The sequence below is a fragment of the Acidovorax sp. Leaf191 genome (genome assembly GCF_001424425.1).
Taxonomy (GTDB): domain Bacteria; phylum Pseudomonadota; class Gammaproteobacteria; order Burkholderiales; family Burkholderiaceae_C; genus Acidovorax.
In genome coordinates, this window is the sequence record NZ_LMPT01000018.1 from 142,302 (window position 1) to 158,825 (window position 16,524).

Here is a 16,524-nt window from a genome sequence, read left to right on the forward strand (position 1 = left end):
GGGTGGGGAGGTCAATCGGTTGGTTGGGGCTTTGGGGTCAGACGCGGTTCAGATCGAAGCCGGCTTTCTCGCCGGTACCGTAGACCTTGAGCGCACCCTTGTCGCCCACGGCGTTCGGGCGGTTGAAGATCCAGTTCTGCCAGGCGGTCAGGCGGCCGAAGATGCGGGTGTTCATGTTCTCCTTGCTGGCAAAGCGCAGGTTGGCCTCCAGCCCGGTGAGCGAGTCGGGCGACATCGCGGCGCGCTCCTCGATGGCGATGCGGATCTCGTCGTCCCAGTCGATGTCGTCCGGGGCTGCGGTCACCAGGCCCAGGGCCAGCGCGGCGTCCGCATCCAGCGGCGTGCCGGCCGCGGCGCGCGCGGCTTCCAGCGGGGCGGCTTCTTCGTAGAAGCGGCGCTGCAGGCGGCTTTGGTCGTTCACCATCGGCAGCAGCCCGAAGTTGAACTCGTTGAGCGTGAGCTTGGGCGCGCGCTCGGCATCGTCGGGCAGGGCCAGCATGTAGGTGCGGTCGGCGGCCAGCGCCAGTTCGGCCAGCGATCCGGCAAACGCCGAGCCCGACTCCACCAGCGCGAACAGGCTGCGCGACGATACGTCCAACCGCGCGAACGTGCGGCGCAGCGCGCCGATGGTCTCGCGCACCAGCCAGTGGTCCTGGTGGGCAATCAGCGTGGCGTCGCTCGCCAGCACTGCCTGGGCGTCGCCCTCGGTCTTGAGCAGCCAGGTGCCGATGTCGAGTTCGTTGGTGCGCAGGTTCAGGATGGCGTCGTCCAGCTGGCGCGCCAGGGCCAGCGGCCACCAGGCGGCGCCTGCGGCCTCGATGCCGGCGATGTCCGTGGGTTGCGCGCCGGTGGGCGCCTTCAGCGTGAGCGTGGCCGTGCGGCGGGTGCGGTCGATGTCGACGCTGACATGGGCGTAGCGCAGGCTGTCGGCGCTCTCTTCGCGCTCCACGCGGGTCAGGGCCACGCCCTGTGCGTTGGCGGGGCGGTGGCTGCTTTCGGCCAAGCGGGTGGCGGTCTCATCGACAGCGGCCGCGAACTGCGCCGGCTTGGCGATGCGGTCCACCAGGCGCCAGTCCACCGCGCGCTGGCCGCGCACGCCTTCCACGCTGGTGCAGAAGATGTCGGCCAGGTCGTGGCGCACATGGCGCTTGTCGGTCACGCGCGTCAGGCCGCCGGTGCCGGGCAGCACGCCCAATAGCGGCACTTCAGGCAACGACACGGCCGACGAGCGGTCGTCCACCAGCACGATCTCGTCGCAGGCCAGGGCCAGCTCGTAGCCGCCGCCCGCGCAGGCGCCGTTCACGGCGGCGACGAACTTCAGGCCCGAGTGCTTGGAGGAGTCCTCGATGCCGTTGCGCGTCTCGTTGGTGAACTTGCAGAAGTTCACCTTCCAGGCGTGGCTGGAGACACCCAGCATGAAGATGTTGGCGCCCGAGCAGAAGATGCGGTCCTTGGCGCTGGTGACGATCACCGTGCGCACATGTGGGTGCTCGAAGCGCACGCGGTTGAGCGCGTCGTGCAGCTCGATGTCCACGCCCAGGTCGTAGCTGTTGAGCTTGAGCTTGTAGCCGGGGCGGATGCCGCCGTCTTCGGCGATGTCCAGCGACAGGCGGGCGACGGCGCCATCCACCGCCAGCTTCCAGTGGCGGTACTGCGTGGGGTCCGTGCGGTAGTCAACGCGGGTGGGTGCGGTGGTCTGGGCGGTCATGGGGCGTCTCCGTCAAAAACTGCTAACAGGAATAATAGTGCATAAATCCATCAACTGATGTGCATCATGATGCATGTTGGCAGGCGAGTCAATGCATGTTTGTGCTGATCGCCAATTTTTCTGACGCGATGGGCCGTGCAGAGGGCGCTCCGCCGGTCAGGCGGTCGGTGGCGCGTGGGGGGGGGCGCCCGGGGGGCGGGTGGGGGAGGCCGGGCTTTCAGTCGGGCCGGCTGGCCATCAGCCTGCGCACGCCGGTGCGCAGCTGCCGCAGGCTTTCCTCCAGGTTCTGCCCGGAGGTATCGATGGTCAGGTCCGCCTTGGAATAGAACGCCGCCCGGCCTTCCAGGATGCGGCGCAGGTCGTCCATGGCCTCCTTGCTGGCGGCCATGGGGCGCATGTCGCCCTGGGCCAGCACGCGGCCCATGTGCTCCTCGGGCGCGGCGCGCAGCCACACCGTGGTGCAGTGCGCCAGCAGCTCGTTGAAGGTGGCGGGGTCCGAGACGATGCCGCCGGGCGTGGCGATCACCACCTCGCTGTGGATCTGCACGATCTCCTCAAGCGCGCGGCGCTCGTAGCGGCGGTACGCGGTGGTGCCGTACAGGTCGTGGATCTCGCGCACGCTGCAGCCCGCCAGGGTTTCGATCTCGCGGCTCAGCTCGATGAACGGCACGTCCAGGTCGCGCGCCAGCAGGGGGCCCAGGGTGGACTTGCCCGCGCCGCGCAGCCCCACCAGCGCAATGCGCCGGTGGCGTGCCGTGTCGCTGGCGCCGCTGTTCAGCAGCTCGTGCAGGGCCAGCCGGGCGCGGCGCAGCTCGGGCTCGCTGCGGTGCTCCAGCAGCTCGCGGATCAACAGCCATTCGGGCGATCGGGTGGTGAAGTCGCCCACCAGTTCGGCCAGCGAGCAGTGCAGCGCGCCGGCCACCTGCTGCAGCACCAGGATGGACGCGTTGCCCGTGCCGTACTCCAGGTTGGCCAGGTGCCGCTCCGACACATCGGCCGCCACCGCCACCGCCTTGCGCGTGAGCCCGCGCTGCGCACGCAGGTTACGCACCCGCTCGCCCAGTGCGGTCAGCAGGGGGTTACGGGCTTCGTCGGCAGGCCCTGGCGCGACCTCGCCCAGGGCTGGGGGCAAGGTGGCGGTGTCTTCTGGTTCGTTCATGTCCATCCTCAAATTCACATCGGCTGCACCTGGGCATTTTGCGGTGCATCCCCCGGGCGGCCCGCGCGGCCGGACACCGTAAGGGAAAACACCATGCATGCACTATAGTGCTTGACACTGCATCAAGCATTATCTATCGTTCATGTGTAGGCAAGATACTGCACATTGCCGAATCCCACAAGAAAATGCATGCAGCACTGTGCACGCTGCGCTCCATTGTCCCAGCCACCCACGAGTCGCCATGTCCGATAAAGCAGCATTCCATGAAGCCCTGGCCGCATTGACCGGGCAGATCGCAGGCCGACGTCTGGACGGTGACCTGCAAACCTGGCTCAACCAGACGCACGGCCAGGGCAGCGACGCCTACCGGCAGCTCAAGGCGGGTTGCCTGGCGGGCGTGGCGCAAGGCTGGCTCTGCGAGCGCGAGGGCGGCGGCATCCGCTACGGCCGGGTCTTCCAGGCAGACGACGCGCTGCACCGCTTCTCGGTGGACGTGGTGGACATGCAGGACATCGCCGGCCCGCACCACACCCATCCGCTCGGAGAGATCGACCTGATCATGCCGCTGGAGGGCGACGCCACCTTCGACGGGCACCCCGCCGGCTGGTGCGTGTACCCGCCCGGCAGCGCCCACCGCCCCACCGTGGCCCAGGGCCGCTCGCTGGTGCTCTACCTGCTGCCCGAGGGGCAGATTCAATTCACGCGCTGAAGGCACGGCGGGCTCGCCGCCCGACTTGTCCGCTGCATCGCTGCCGCCACCGACATCGCCACCGCGGGCGCTGCCGACCACCTGCAAGAAAGATCCCCATGACCGAACTGCTCCCCAACTACGCTGCCGGACGCTGGCAAACCGGCCAGGGCCCGGGCGCCGTGCTCCAGGACCCGGTGCTGGGCCACGACCTGGTGCGCGTGGATGCCACGGGCCTCGACCTGCCCGAGGCCTTCCGGTTCGCCCGCGAACAGGGCGGCTCGGCATTGCGTGCGTTGACCTACCGGCAGCGCGCCGCGCTGCTGGGCGCCGTGGTCAAGGTACTGCAAACCCACCGCGACGCGTACTACGAGATCGCCACGGCCAACAGCGGCACGGTGAAGAACGACTCCGCCGTGGACATCGACGGCGGCATCTTCACGCTGGGCCAGTACGCCAAATGGGGCGATGCGCTGGGCGATGTGCGCGCGCTGCGCGATGGCGACGCCGCCCGGCTCGGCAAGGAGCCCGTGTTCCTGTCGCAGCACCTGCAGGTGCCCGCGCGCGGCGTGGCGCTGTTCATCAACGCCTTCAACTTCCCGGCCTGGGGCCTGTGGGAAAAGGCGGCGCCCGCGCTGCTCTCCGGCGTGCCGGTGATCGTCAAGCCCGCCACGTCCACCGCCTGGCTCACGCAGCGCATGGTGCGCGACGTGGTCGATGCGGGCGTGCTGCCGGCGGGCGCGCTGTCGGTCATTGCGGGCAGCTCCGCCGGGCTCATGGACCAGCTCGGGCCGTTCGACGTGGTCTCGTTCACCGGCTCGGCCGACACGGCCGGCATCATCCGCGCGCACCCCGCGGTGGCCCGGCGCTCGGTGCGCGCCAACATTGAGGCCGACAGCCTCAACAGTGCGCTGCTGCTGCCCGATGCGGCACCCGGCAGCGACGCCTTCAACCTGCTGGTGCGCGAAGTGGTGCGCGAGATGACCGTCAAGTCGGGCCAGAAATGCACCGCCATCCGCCGCATCCTGGTGCCGGCGGGCGTGTACGGCGCTGCGGCCGAGGCCATCGGCGCCAAGCTCGCAGGCGTGACGGTGGGCAACCCCCGCAACGACGGCGTGCGCATGGGCTCGCTCGTCAGCACCGCCCAGCTGCACGCCGTGCGCGAGGGGCTGGCGCAGCTGTGCGCCCACGCCGACATCCTGCACGACGGCCGGCAGGCGCCGCTGGTGGACGCCGACCCCGCCGTGGCGGCCTGCATCGGCCCGGTGCTGCTGGGTGCGCGCGACGCCGATGCGGCGGCCGTGGTGCACGACGTCGAGGTGTTCGGCCCGGTGGCCACGCTGGTGCCTTACCGCGATGTGGACCATGCCCTGGCGCTTGCACAGCGCGGCCAGGGGTCGCTGGTGGCATCGCTGTACGGCGCCGACGAGGCCGCGCTGGGGCATGCCGCCGTGCAGCTCGCAGCCAGCCATGGCCGCGTGCACGTGGTGACGCCCGACGTCGCGCAGGCCCACACCGGCCACGGCAACGTGATGCCCATGTCGCTGCACGGCGGTCCGGGGCGTGCGGGCGGCGGGGCGGAGCTCGCGGGCCTGCGGGCGCTGGGCTTCTACCACCAGCGCAGCGCCGTGCAGGCCAGCCCTGGTGTGCTGGCCGCGCTGGGCCTGTGACCGCCCAGGCGCAGACCACGGCAGCCGCCAGCCAGCACGCAGCACCAGAAAAACGCCAGCGAACCACGGAGACATCGCCATGACCACCCTGCCCGAGCGTTTCAACTTTGCGCAGCACCTGTTCGACCTGAACCGCGACCACGCGCAGCGCACGGCCTACATCGACGACCGCGGCACGCTGAGCTACGGCGACCTGCAGGACCGCGCCCGGCGCCTGGCCGGTGTGCTGGTGGATGCCGGCCTGCGCCGCGAAGAGCGGGTGCTGATGCTCATGCACGACACCAGCGACTGGCCCGTGTGCTTTCTGGGCTGCCTGTACGCCGGCGTGGTGCCCGTGGCGGTCAACACCCTGCTCACCGCAGACGACTACGCCTACATGCTGGGCCACAGCCGCGCCCAGGCCGTGCTGGTGTCGGGCGCGTTGCTGCCCGTGCTGCACAGCGCCATGGCGCTCGGCCCGCACGAGGTGGCCGCGCTGTGGGTGTCGCAGCCCACGCAGGCGGTCGGCAAAGGGGCCGTGGCGCTGGACGAGGCCATTGCCTATGCGCAGCCGCTGCCTGCGCCGGCCGCCACCGGACCTGACGACCCGGGCTTCTGGCTGTACTCGTCGGGCTCCACTGGCAAGCCCAAGGGCACGGTGCATACCCACGGCAATCTCTGGTGGACGGCCGAGCTGTACGGCAAGCCCGTGCTGGGCCTCACGCGCGACGATGTGTGCTTCTCGGCCGCCAAGCTGTACTTCGCCTACGGGCTGGGCAATGCGCTCACGTTCCCGCTGTCGGTGGGCGCCACCGTGGTGCTGATGGCCGAGCGGCCCACGCCCGATGCCACCTTCCAGCGCTGGGTGGACCACCGGCCCACCGTGTTCTTCGGTGCGCCCACCGGTTTTGCGGGCATGCTGGCCTCGCCCCGGCTGCCGGCGCGCGCCCAGGTGGCGCTGCGCATGTGCTCGTCGGCCGGCGAGGCGCTGCCCGCCGAGATCGCCCAGCGCTTCAAGGCGCATTTCGGATGCGACATCATCGACGGCATCGGCTCCACCGAGATGCTGCACATCTTCCTGTCCAACCGCCCGGGCGACATCCGCTACGGCACCACGGGCAAGCCCGTGCCCGGCTACGAGGTCGAGCTGCGCGGCGAGGACGGCCGCCCCGTGGCCGACGGCGAGGTGGGCGACCTGTACATCCGCGGCCCCAGCGCCGCCCTGATGTACTGGAACAACCGCGACAAGACGCGCGACACCTTCCAGGGCGGCTGGACCAAGAGCGGCGACAAGTACGTGCGCGACGCAGACGGCTACTACACCTACGCCGGGCGCAGCGACGACATGCTCAAGGTCAGCGGCATCTACGTGTCGCCCTTCGAGGTCGAGGCCACGCTGATGCAGCACGCCGCCGTGCTGGAGGTGGCGGTCATCGGCAAGCAGGACGGCGAGGGCCTGACCAAGACCAAGGCCTTCGTCGTGCTCAAGGACGGCCACGGCGCGACGCAAGAGGAGCTCAAGGCCTTCGTCAAGGACCGCCTGGCGCCCTACAAGTACCCGCGCTTCATCGAGTTCGTGCCCGAGCTGCCCAAGACCGCCACCGGCAAGATCCAGCGCTTTCGCCTGCGCGAGCAGGAGGCGCAGGCATGAGTGCCAAGGCCAAAATCAGCGAATTCGCCAACATTGCCTGGCGCGGGCGCGAGGTGCAGGTCGAGTACCAGTGGATCGCGCCCGAGCGTACCGACGCTCCGCTCGTGGTCTTCCTGCACGAAGGCCTGGGCTCGCTGGCGATGTGGAAGGACTTCCCGCAGCGGCTGTGCGCGGACGGCGGCTTTCGGGGCCTGGTGTTCTCCCGCCCCGGCTACGGCCGCTCCACGCCGCGCGCGGCCGACGAGCGCTGGGGCGTGGACTTCATGCACCGGCAGGCCGAGGAGGTGCTGCCTGCGCTGCTGCAGGCGCTGGGCGTGAGTGAAGCGCCCTGGCTGTTCGGCCACAGCGACGGTGCCTCCATCGCGCTGCTGTACGCCGCCCGCTTTCCGGAAAGCGTGGCCGGCCTGGTGCTGCTGGCGCCGCACATCTTCGTCGAGGACGTGACCATCGCCAACATCGAACAGGCGCGCGCCGCCTACGAGACCACCGACCTTCCGCAGAGGCTCGCCCGCTACCACGACGACCCCGATTCGGCCTTCTGGGGCTGGAACCGCATCTGGCTCGACCCCGCCTTTCGCGGCTGGAGCATCGTGGCCGACATCGCCGCCGTGCGCGCGCCTGTGCTGGCCGTGCAGGGCCTGGACGACGAATACGGAACGCTGGCGCAGATCCGCGGCATTGCCGAGCGCGTGCCGGGCACCCGCCTGCTGGAGCTGCCCGCCTGCGCGCATTCCCCCCACCGTGACCGGCCCGGCGACGTGATCGCCGAGACGGTGGCGTTCATCACGACAACATCCAGGAGACAACCATGACATCTCGCTACGCACGCACGGCATTCGCAGCGCTGGCACTGGCCTGCGGCGCCACCGCAGGCACGGCCCAGACCACCGACAAGCTCAAGGTCGGGCTCATGCTGCCGTTCAGCGGCACCTTCAGCGCGCTGGGCGTGGCCATCGAGAACGGCTTTCGGCTGCACGTGGCCGAGCAGGGCGGCAAGCTCGCGGGCCGCGAGATCGAGTTCTTCAAGGTCGATGATGAATCGGACCCGGCCAAGGCCACCGACAACGTCAACAAGCTCATCAAGCGCGACGGCGTGGACGTGATCGTCGGCACCGTGCATTCGGGCGTCGCCACGGCGATGGCGCGCGCCGCCAAGCAAAGCGGCACCCTGCTCATCGTGCCCAACGCGGGTGCGGATGCGGTCACGGGTGCCCTGTGCGCGCAGAACATCTTCCGTTCGTCGTTCTCCAACTGGCAGTCGTCCTACGGCATGGGCACCGTGGCCGCGAAGCAGGAGAAGAAAAAGACCGCCGTCACCATCACCTGGAAGTACGCCGCCGGCGACGAGATGACCGAGGCCTTCAAGGAAGGCTTTGAAAAGGAAGGTGGCAAGGTCGTCAAGCAGCTCACCGTGCCGTTCCCGAACGTGGAGTTCCAGGCGCTGCTCACCGAGATCGCGGCCACCAAGCCCGACGTGGTGTTCGCATTCTTCGCGGGCGGCGGCGCGGTCAAGTTCGTCAAGGACTACGCAGCCGCCGGGCTGAACAAGGTCACGCCGCTGTACGGCTCGGGCTTTCTGACCGACGGCACGCTGGAGGCGCAGGGCGATGCCGCGCAGGGCCTGCTCACCACCCTGCACTACGCCGACGGCCTGAACACCCCGCGCGACAACGCGTTCCGCACCGCCTACGCCAAGTCCTTCAAGCTGCAGCCCGACGTGTACGCGGTGCAGGGCTACGACGCCGCCCAGATCCTGGCCACGGGCCTGAAGGCCGTGAAGGGCGACATCGCGAAGAAGGCCGAGTTCGCTGCCGCCGTGCAGAAGGCCACCATCGACAGCCCGCGCGGCCCCTTCACCATGAGCCGCGCCCACAACCCCGTGCAGGACATCTACCTGCGCAAGGTGGACGGCAAGGAGAACAAGGTCGTCGGCGTGGCCGCCAAGGCGCTGGCCGACCCCGCGCGCGGCTGCAAGCTGTAAACGGCTGGCAGACCGTCTCCTTCAACACAGGACACACCTTCCATGGACATCGGAACCTTCCTGGTCCAGTGCCTGAACTCGGTCCAGTACGGGCTGCTGCTGTTTCTGGTGGCATCCGGGCTGACGCTGATCTTCGGCATCATGGGCGTGATCAACCTCGCGCACGGCAGCTTCTACATGATCGGCGCCTACATGGCGTTCGCGCTGTCGCCGCTGTTCGGCGACCAGTTCCTTGTCATGCTGCTCGCGGGCATCGCGCTGGCGGCGGTGCTGGGCTACCTGCTGGAGTGGGCGTTCTTCAGCTACCTGTACCAGCGCGACCACCTGCAGCAGGTGCTGATGACCTACGGGCTCATCCTCGTGTTCGAGGAACTGCGTTCGCTGCTGGTGGGCAACGACGTGCACGGCGTCAAGGCGCCTGCGTGGCTCGACGGCAGCTTCGCGCTGGGCGAACTCATGAGCTACCCGTGGTACCGCCTCTTCGCGTCGGCAGCCTGCATCGTGCTGGCCGTGGGGCTGTACTGGGTGGTCAACCGCACCCGCCTGGGCATGATGGTGCGCGCCGGTGCCAGCAACCGCGACATGGTGCGCGGCCTGGGCATCGACATCCGGCGGCTGTACCGCATCGTCTTCGCGGCGGGCGTGGCGCTGGCGGCGCTGGCCGGGATGATCGCCGCGCCCATGTCCTCGGTGTACCCCAACATGGGCGCCAGCGTGCTCATCATCTGCTTCGTGGTGGTCGTCATCGGCGGCATCGGCTCCATCACCGGGGCGCTGGTGGCGTCGCTGCTGGTGGGGTTTGTCGATACCTTCGGCAAGGTGTTCTTCGCGGAAATCAGCGGCATCGGCGTGTACCTGCTGATGGCCGGGGTTCTGATCTGGCGGCCCGAGGGGCTGATGGGGCGCAAGGCATGACGGTCATGAATCCATCCACTCCTTCACCGGCCCCCCTCCGCCCCGCGGGCCCCGCAGGCGCTGCGGCGGGCTCGCCCGGCAGGGCCGGCGGGCACCTCATCGCCACGCTGCTGCCGGTGGCCGCTGCCATCGCCGTCGGCGCGGGCGGCATGGCGCTCAGCCCCTACCTGTCGGACCTGCTGGTCAAGGTGATGATCCTGTCGATCTTCGCGCTCAGCCTGGAGCTGCTGGTGGGCATTGCCGGTCTCGTGAGCCTGGGCCATGCCGCCTTCTACGGCATCGGTGCCTACACGGCGGTGCTGGCCTCGGGCCAGGAAGGTGGCAACCTTGTCGTCCTGCTGCTGCTGTCGATGGGCGCCGCCGCCGTGTATGCGCTGGCCGTGGGGGCGCTCAGCCTGCGCACGCGCGGGGTGTACTTCATCATGGTCACGCTGGCGTTTGCGCAGATGGCGTACTTCGTGTTCCACGACACCAAGGTGGGCGGCGGCAGCGACGGCATCTACCTGGATGTGCGACCGTCCATCGGCAGCCTCAGCCTGGAGTCGCGCGGCGTTCTGTTCTACACGGTGCTGGCGGCGCTGGTGTTCACCTACGGGCTGCTGGCGCTGGTGCGGCGCTCGCGCTTCGGGGCGGCGCTGGCGGGCATCCGCGTGAACGAGCAGCGCATGCGCGCGGCGGGCTTTCACACCTACGGCTACAAGCTGGCGGCCTTCGTGCTGGCGGGGGCGCTCGCCGGGCTGGCCGGCTTTCTGCTGGCCGCGCGCGACGGCGTGGTGAACCCGGAGCTGCTGTCCTGGCACACGTCGGGCGACGTGCTGCTGATGGTGATCCTGGGCGGCATGGGACACCTGCGCGGCGCGGTGATCGGCGCGGTGGTGTTCACCCTGCTCAAGGAGCTGCTGTCCACGCACGCCGTCATGGGGCCGCTGGCCGACCACTGGCAGCTGACCCTGGGGCTGTCCATCATCGTCTTCGTCGCGCTGCTGCCCAAGGGCCTGGTGGGCGTGGCGCAGCGCCTTTCGCTGAAGGTCCGCCCATGAGCGCCGCCGCACTGCTCTCGGTCAAAGGCCTCACGCGCCGCTTCGGAGGTCTGGTGGCGGTCAACGCGGTGACGCTGGACCTGCGCCTGGGCGAGGTGCATGCCGTCATCGGCACCAACGGCGCGGGCAAGTCCACGCTCATCAACATGCTGTCGGGCGAGCTGGATGCCTCCGACGGGCGCATCGCGCTCGACGGGCGGGACATCACGCGGCAATCGCAGGCGCGGCGCGCGCTGGCCGGCGTGGGGCGCAGCTACCAGCGCACCACGATCTTCCCGGAATTCACCGTGCACGAGAACTGCCGCCTGGCAGCGCAGGCCGCGGCGCCCCAGCCCTGGAAGCTCTGGCAGGCCGCCGCGGCCTGCAGGCACAGCAACCAGACGGCGCACGAGGCGCTCGAAGCCGCCGGCCTGGCCGCCGACGCGCACCGCACGGCAGGCACGCTGAGCCACGGCGCCAAGCGGCAGCTGGAGGTGGCGATGTGCATCGCCACGCGGCCGCGCGTGCTGCTGCTCGACGAACCCCTGGCCGGCATGGGCGCCGAGGAAACCGACCGCATGCTCGCGCTGCTGTCGCGCCTCAAGCGCAGCCATGCGATCTTGCTGGTGGAGCACGACATGGATGCGGTGTTCCGCATTGCCGACCGCATCACCGTGATGGTCAACGGGGCGGTGATCGCCACCGGCGACCCCGCCGAAATCCGCCAGGACCCCGAGGTGCGCACCGCCTACCTGGGCGACGGGCACTGAGATGCGCACCGCCCCGCAGCAACCCAAGGAGACCGCCATGCTCAACGTCACCGGCCTGCACGCGCGCTATGGCGACAGCCATGTGCTGCGCGGCGTGGACGCCGAGATTCCCGCCGCCACCTCCGTGGGCCTGCTGGGCCGCAACGGCATGGGCAAGACCACGCTGATCCGCACGCTGATGGGCTACGTGCGCCCGCCGGCCGGCGAGGTGCGCATGGACGGCCGCGCCGTCACCGGCTGGGTGCCCGAGAAGATGGCGCGCCTGGGCATCGGAAACGTGCCCGAAGGACGCGGCATCTTCCCCAACCTGAGCGTGCGCGAGAACCTGGTGATGAGCGCCCGCGCCGGCCCGGACGGCGGCCGAGCCTGGACCTTCGACCGCGTGATGGCCACGTTCCCGCGCCTGGCGGAGCGGCTGGGCCACGGCGGGCAGCAGCTGTCCGGCGGCGAGCAGCAGATGCTGTCCATCGGCCGCGCACTCATGACCAACCCGCGCCTGCTGATCCTGGACGAAGCGACCGAAGGCCTGGCCCCGCTGATCGTGGTGGAGATATGGCGCGTGATCGCCGAGATCCGCGCGACCGGCATCGCCACGCTCATCGTGGACCGCGACTGGCGCAAGGTGCTGGCGCACACCGACCGCGCGATGGTGATGGAAAAGGGCCAGATCGTGCTGCAGGGCGCATCGGCCGGCTTGCTGGCCGATCCGCAGGCCCTGCATGGGCTGCTGAGCGTGTAAGCCCCCGGCGCACGCGCCCCACCGCAGCCGCTTCACCATTGCCCCCGGCGTTCCCAGGAGACCCCATGACACGCTCGATGGCGACTTCCCTGCATTGCCTGCGGTGGCCGCTTGCCGGGGCGGCGCTGGTCGCCCTGTTCGCCTGTGGCACCACCGGCCAGGCGCCTGCCGTGCCCGCCCCGGCCGATGCGCTGGTGCAGGTGCGCAACGCGCCGGCCGCGCCCTCCGCCACGGTGGCATCGCGCCCGCTGTGCCGCTACCCGCGCTACCCGCGCTATCCGCAGTACGTGGGCGGAGACGCGCGCAGCGCGGCCAGCTACCGCTGCGCCGTGTCCGCGCCCTGAGGCACCCACTGCCGGGCAGTGTCCACGGCAGCCAGGACGCCCGGTTCAGGCCGGCACGCGCCGCTGCAGTCCCGCCAGGTCCAGCACCGTGATGCCGCCATAGCCGATGGCGATCAGCTGCGCCTGCGCCAGCCGTTTCAGCGCCGCATTGCAGCGCTGGCGCGACAGTCCCGAGAGGTTGGCGATCTCCTCTTGCGAGACATGCAGGTGCGGGTCGCTGCCGGGGTGCAGGAAGGGGTGGAACAGCCCCACCAGCGCGCGGGCGACCTGCGTGTCGGTGTCCAGCAGGTGGTAGGCCGTGAAGTTGCCCAGGAACCAGTGCATGCGCTCGTTGATCTGGCGCAGCAGGAAGTGGTCGAAGCTGCGCTCCGTGGCGTGCAGCCATTCGAAGGTGTCCACCGGCAGCAGCGCCACGCGGCTGGGCCGCAGCGCGATGATGTCGGCGGTGCGGGGCACGCCGCGCAGCAGCGTGCCTTCGCCGAACCAGCTGCCCGCGGACAGGCCGCCCAGCGTCACCGAGCGCCCGTCGTCTGACGTCACCGTCCACTTGAGCAGCCCTTCGATCGCGCCGTACCAGTGCAGCGGCACGTCGCCGCGCCGGCACAGCGCGCCGCCCTGCGGCACGTCGACCTCGCGCAGGTCCTCCAGCACGCGCTGCTGGGCTGCGACGTTGAGCACCGGAAACCAGGCCGAGTCGTTCAGCAGTTCGGCGGCCGTGGGCGCAGCCTTTTTGACCAGCATGGGAAGCGTTCTCCAACGGGCAGGGCCGCACGGTTCCTCGTATACCCTGAGTCCAAATGTCATCGCAATGACTGAGTATGCAAGCGCCCGAAAAAATAATGCGTGCAGTACCATTTTCCCTCAGCCAATGCCATGACCCAGCGCAAAGTCATCGTCACCATCGCCCCCACCGGCGGCATGGCGCACAAATCGCAGAACCCGCACCTGCCCACCCAGCCCGCCGAGATCGCCGAGGACGTGCAGCGCTGCTGGAACGCCGGGGCCAGCGTGGTGGCCATCCATGCGCGCAGGCCCGATGACGGCGCCACCTGCAACGCCGACATCTACCGCGACATCAACACCCGCATCCGCGCCAAGGGCTGCGACATCGTCATCAACAACTCCACCGGCGGCGGCGTGCACGGCGACATGGTCAGGCCGCTGCCCGGCAACCGCTGGGAGATCGCCTGGGAAGAGCGCATCAAGGGCATGGACGCAGGCGCCGAGATGTGCACCCTGGACGCCACCACGCTCAACCTGAGCTTTGACGGCCGCGAGATCCTGATGGACACCCCCCTGAGCCGCGGCCGCGAACTGGCCGCCGGCATGAAGGCGCGCGGCATCAAGCCCGAGTGGGAGGTCTTCAGCCCCACCCACATCCTGCAGGACACCACCACCCTCATCGACGAGGGGCATGACGACGACGGTCCGCATTTCATCAACCTGGTGATGAACGTGCACCGCGCCTTCCAGAACGCCATGCCGTACTCGCCGCGCCACCTGCAGATGATGGTGGACACGCTGCCCCAAAACAGCCTGTTCTGCGTGAGCGGCATCGGCCCCTCGCAGCTCGAAGCCAACGTCGCGGCCCTGCTGCTGGGCGGCCATGCGCGCGTGGGGCTGGAGGACAACCTCTACTACCGCCACGGCGAGCTGGCCACCAACGTGCAGCTCACCGAGCGCATCGTGCGCGTGATCCGCGAGCTGGGCATGGAGCCCGCCACGCCCGCCGAGGCCCGCGCGCTGATGGGCCTGCCGCGCGTGGGCGGCCCCCGCCCCGAGTTCGCGCCGCACTGAACGTCACCATCCCGCCACCGCATCCATCGCCGCCGCACCCATCCCCACCAGAAAGAAAGAGGAGACAAGAAATGATGAAGCCGACACGCCGCCAGTTCATGCACCACGTGGGTGCTGCCACCGCGCTCGGGGCCCTCGCGCCCTGGAGCGCCTTTGCGCAGACCATCGAGCAGGTCAAGATCCTGTATGGCTTTCCGGCCGGCAGCGCGGGCGACAGCGTCGCGCGGCGCGTGGGCGAAAAGCTGGCGGGCTCCGCGTACACCCGCAACAGCGCTGTGGTGGAGAACAAGCCCGGCGCGGGCGGCCGCATCGCGCTGGAGTCGCTCAAGGGTGCACCGGTGGACGGCAGCGTACTCACGCTCTCGCCGTTCTCGTGCACGTCGATCTACCCGCACATCTACAGCAAGCTGAGCTACGACCCGGTGAAGGATTTCGTGCCCGTGTCCATCGGCGCGGTCATGCACCATGGCCTGGCCGTGGGCCCGCTGGTGCCAGCTTCGGTCAAGACCGTGAAGGACTACCTGGCCTGGGCCAAGGCCAACCCGGGCCAGGCCAACTACGGCTCGCCCGCCGCGGGCTCCACGCCGCACTTCATCGGTGCGCTGCTCGGGATCAACAACGGCGTGGACTTGAAGCATGTGCCCTACCGCGGCTCCATCCCCGGCGTGACCGATGTGGTGGGCGGGCAGATCGCGTCCATGGTCACCCCGAGCGGCGACTTCATCCCCAACCACAAGGCGGGCAAGCTGCGGCTCATCGCCACGTCCGGCCAGGCGCGTTCGCCGTTCTCGCCCGAAGTGGCGACCTTTGCGGAACAGGGCTTCCCCGAGCTCACGACCGAGGAATGGTTCGGGTTCTACGCCCCCGCCCGCACGCCGGCCAGCGTGGTGGCCGCCGCCAATGCAGCCATCAACCAGGCCATCAAGGAAAAGGCCGTGATCGACAGCCTGGCCGTCGTGGGCCTGATCGCCAAGGGGTCGACCCAGGCCGAGATGGCAGCGTCGCAGCAGGCGGAGTTCGAGCGCTGGGGGCCGCTGGTCAAGAAGATCGGGTTCACGGCCGAGTCTTGAACAGGTCTTGACGCACCCCTGAGCCGCTGCGCAACAACGACAAGGAAAATCTTCGATGGATTCGACAGTGAAGCGCGTGGCCGTGGTGGCCACCGGCGTCATCGGCGCCAGCTGGGCGGCCTACTTTCTGGCGCAGGGCCTGGACGTGGAGGCCACCGACCCCGCTGAAGGCGCCGAGCAGAGGCTGCGCGAAGCGGTGGCCCGCCACTGGCCCGCACTGGAGCAACAAGGGCTGGCACCCGGCGCCAGCATGGCCCGGCTGCGGTTTCACGCGCGGCTGGAAGATGCGGTGGCGCAAGCGGACTTCGTGCAGGAGAACGGACCGGAGCGCGAGGATTTCAAGGCCGACCTGATGCGCCGCATCGACGCGGCGGCACCCCCGCACGCCATCGTGGCGTCCAGCTCGTCGGGCCTGTCGGTGTCGGCCATGCAAGCGCAATGCGCCCGGCCGGAGCGCATTGTGCTCGGGCACCCGTTCAACCCGCCACACATGATCCCGCTGGTCGAGGTGGGCGGGGGCGAGAAGACGTCGCCCGAGGCCATTGCCACCGCAATGGCCTTCTACACCGCCATCGGCAAGCGCCCCATCCATGTGCGCCGCGAGATCCAGGGCCACATCGCCAACCGCCTGCAGGCCGCACTGTGGCGCGAGGCGTTCCACCTGGTGAACGAAGGCGTGGCCAGCGTGGCCGACATCGACACCGCCATCGCCCAGGGCCCCGGCGTGCGCTGGGCGCTGATGGGGCCTTTCATGAACCTGCACCTGTCCGGCGGCGACGGCGGCATGGCCTATCTGCTGGCCCACCTGGGCGGCCCCATCGAAGGCTGGTGGGACGACCTGGGCGCGCCGCGCATGACGCCCGAGTTGCAGCGCCGCGTGGTCGAGGGCGTGGACCAGGCGCTCGGCGGGCGCACCCAGGCAGAGCTGGCGCAGGCGCGCGACGCCCTGCTCATCGGACTGCTGCGCGCCAAGAGCGCATCCCCCGGGCTGGACACGCCGACCTGATGCGCCGGGCGCTCCCCATCACCTGCCT

The 16,524-nt window shown here is 69.6% G+C and carries 16 protein-coding genes; 13 read left to right on the plus strand and 3 right to left on the minus strand.

The window, feature by feature from the left end; all coding sequences use genetic code 11:
- Positions 1-37: 37 nt before the first annotated feature.
- Complete coding sequence (boxC, locus tag ASG27_RS12365; RefSeq protein ID WP_056417427.1) at positions 38-1,708, minus strand: 2,3-epoxybenzoyl-CoA dihydrolase; 1,671 nt, start codon at positions 1,706-1,708, stop codon at positions 38-40.
- Positions 1,709-1,925: 217 nt separating this feature from the next.
- On the minus strand, positions 1,926-2,867 hold the full coding sequence (locus ASG27_RS12370; protein ID WP_056418279.1) for a helix-turn-helix transcriptional regulator: 942 nt from the start codon (positions 2,865-2,867) through the stop codon (positions 1,926-1,928).
- A 241-nt stretch (positions 2,868-3,108) separates the two neighbouring features.
- Here ASG27_RS12370 and ASG27_RS12375 point away from each other — a divergent pair, with 241 nt between their 5' ends.
- The 10 genes from ASG27_RS12375 (at position 3,109) to ASG27_RS12420 (ending at position 12,623) form a co-directional block, all read left to right on the plus strand.
- Complete coding sequence (locus tag ASG27_RS12375) at positions 3,109-3,576, plus strand: 4-hydroxylaminobenzoate lyase (RefSeq protein WP_056417430.1); 468 nt, start codon at positions 3,109-3,111, stop codon at positions 3,574-3,576.
- A gap of 98 nt (positions 3,577-3,674) precedes the next feature.
- Entirely contained in the window at positions 3,675-5,225 is a 1,551-nt protein-coding gene (locus tag ASG27_RS12380; protein ID WP_056417433.1) for a 3,4-dehydroadipyl-CoA semialdehyde dehydrogenase, read from the plus strand.
- Between the two features lie 79 nt (positions 5,226-5,304).
- The gene (locus tag ASG27_RS12385; RefSeq protein WP_056417435.1) at positions 5,305-6,855 is read left to right on the plus strand and encodes a benzoate-CoA ligase family protein; all 1,551 of its coding nucleotides are present in this window, start codon (positions 5,305-5,307) and stop codon (positions 6,853-6,855) included.
- Positions 6,852-7,667: an alpha/beta fold hydrolase gene (locus ASG27_RS12390; RefSeq protein WP_056417438.1), complete on the plus strand. Its 816-nt coding sequence runs from the start codon at positions 6,852-6,854 to the stop codon at positions 7,665-7,667. The genes ASG27_RS12385 and ASG27_RS12390 overlap by 4 nt, the downstream gene beginning before the upstream one ends.
- Positions 7,664-8,836, plus strand: a complete 1,173-nt coding sequence (locus tag ASG27_RS12395; protein WP_056417441.1) for an ABC transporter substrate-binding protein — start codon at positions 7,664-7,666, stop codon at positions 8,834-8,836. The genes ASG27_RS12390 and ASG27_RS12395 overlap by 4 nt, the downstream gene beginning before the upstream one ends.
- 42 nt (positions 8,837-8,878) lie before the next feature.
- Positions 8,879-9,751, plus strand: coding sequence for a branched-chain amino acid ABC transporter permease (locus tag ASG27_RS12400; protein ID WP_056417445.1), 873 nt, complete (start codon positions 8,879-8,881; stop codon positions 9,749-9,751).
- 5 nt (positions 9,752-9,756) lie between these two features.
- Positions 9,757-10,791 carry a branched-chain amino acid ABC transporter permease gene (locus ASG27_RS12405; protein ID WP_082493206.1) on the plus strand — a complete coding sequence of 345 codons (1,035 nt, stop codon included), beginning with the start codon at positions 9,757-9,759 and terminating at the stop codon, positions 10,789-10,791.
- Positions 10,788-11,540, plus strand: a complete 753-nt coding sequence (locus ASG27_RS12410) for an ABC transporter ATP-binding protein (RefSeq protein ID WP_056417446.1) — start codon at positions 10,788-10,790, stop codon at positions 11,538-11,540. Before ASG27_RS12405 ends, ASG27_RS12410 begins: the two co-directional genes overlap by 4 nt.
- Before the next feature lie 37 nt (positions 11,541-11,577).
- Complete coding sequence (locus tag ASG27_RS12415; protein WP_056418285.1) at positions 11,578-12,279, plus strand: ABC transporter ATP-binding protein; 702 nt, start codon at positions 11,578-11,580, stop codon at positions 12,277-12,279.
- 65 nt (positions 12,280-12,344) lie between these two features.
- The gene (locus ASG27_RS12420; RefSeq protein ID WP_056417450.1) at positions 12,345-12,623 is read left to right on the plus strand and encodes a hypothetical protein; all 279 of its coding nucleotides are present in this window, start codon (positions 12,345-12,347) and stop codon (positions 12,621-12,623) included.
- A 45-nt stretch (positions 12,624-12,668) separates the two neighbouring features.
- Here ASG27_RS12420 and ASG27_RS12425 read toward each other — a convergent pair whose 3' ends face one another.
- Positions 12,669-13,364, minus strand: a complete 696-nt coding sequence (locus ASG27_RS12425; RefSeq protein WP_056417453.1) for a Crp/Fnr family transcriptional regulator — start codon at positions 13,362-13,364, stop codon at positions 12,669-12,671.
- A gap of 132 nt (positions 13,365-13,496) precedes the next feature.
- On the opposite strand from ASG27_RS12425, the gene ASG27_RS12430 reads away from it, so the two are divergent.
- The 3 genes from ASG27_RS12430 (at position 13,497) to ASG27_RS12440 (ending at position 16,496) form a co-directional block, all read left to right on the plus strand.
- On the plus strand, positions 13,497-14,420 hold the full coding sequence (locus ASG27_RS12430) for a 3-keto-5-aminohexanoate cleavage protein (protein WP_056417456.1): 924 nt from the start codon (positions 13,497-13,499) through the stop codon (positions 14,418-14,420).
- A 74-nt stretch (positions 14,421-14,494) separates the two neighbouring features.
- Positions 14,495-15,490, plus strand: coding sequence for a Bug family tripartite tricarboxylate transporter substrate binding protein (locus ASG27_RS12435; protein ID WP_056169065.1), 996 nt, complete (start codon positions 14,495-14,497; stop codon positions 15,488-15,490).
- A 55-nt stretch (positions 15,491-15,545) separates the two neighbouring features.
- Complete coding sequence (locus tag ASG27_RS12440; RefSeq protein WP_056417459.1) at positions 15,546-16,496, plus strand: 3-hydroxyacyl-CoA dehydrogenase NAD-binding domain-containing protein; 951 nt, start codon at positions 15,546-15,548, stop codon at positions 16,494-16,496.
- Positions 16,497-16,524 lie beyond the last annotated feature (28 nt).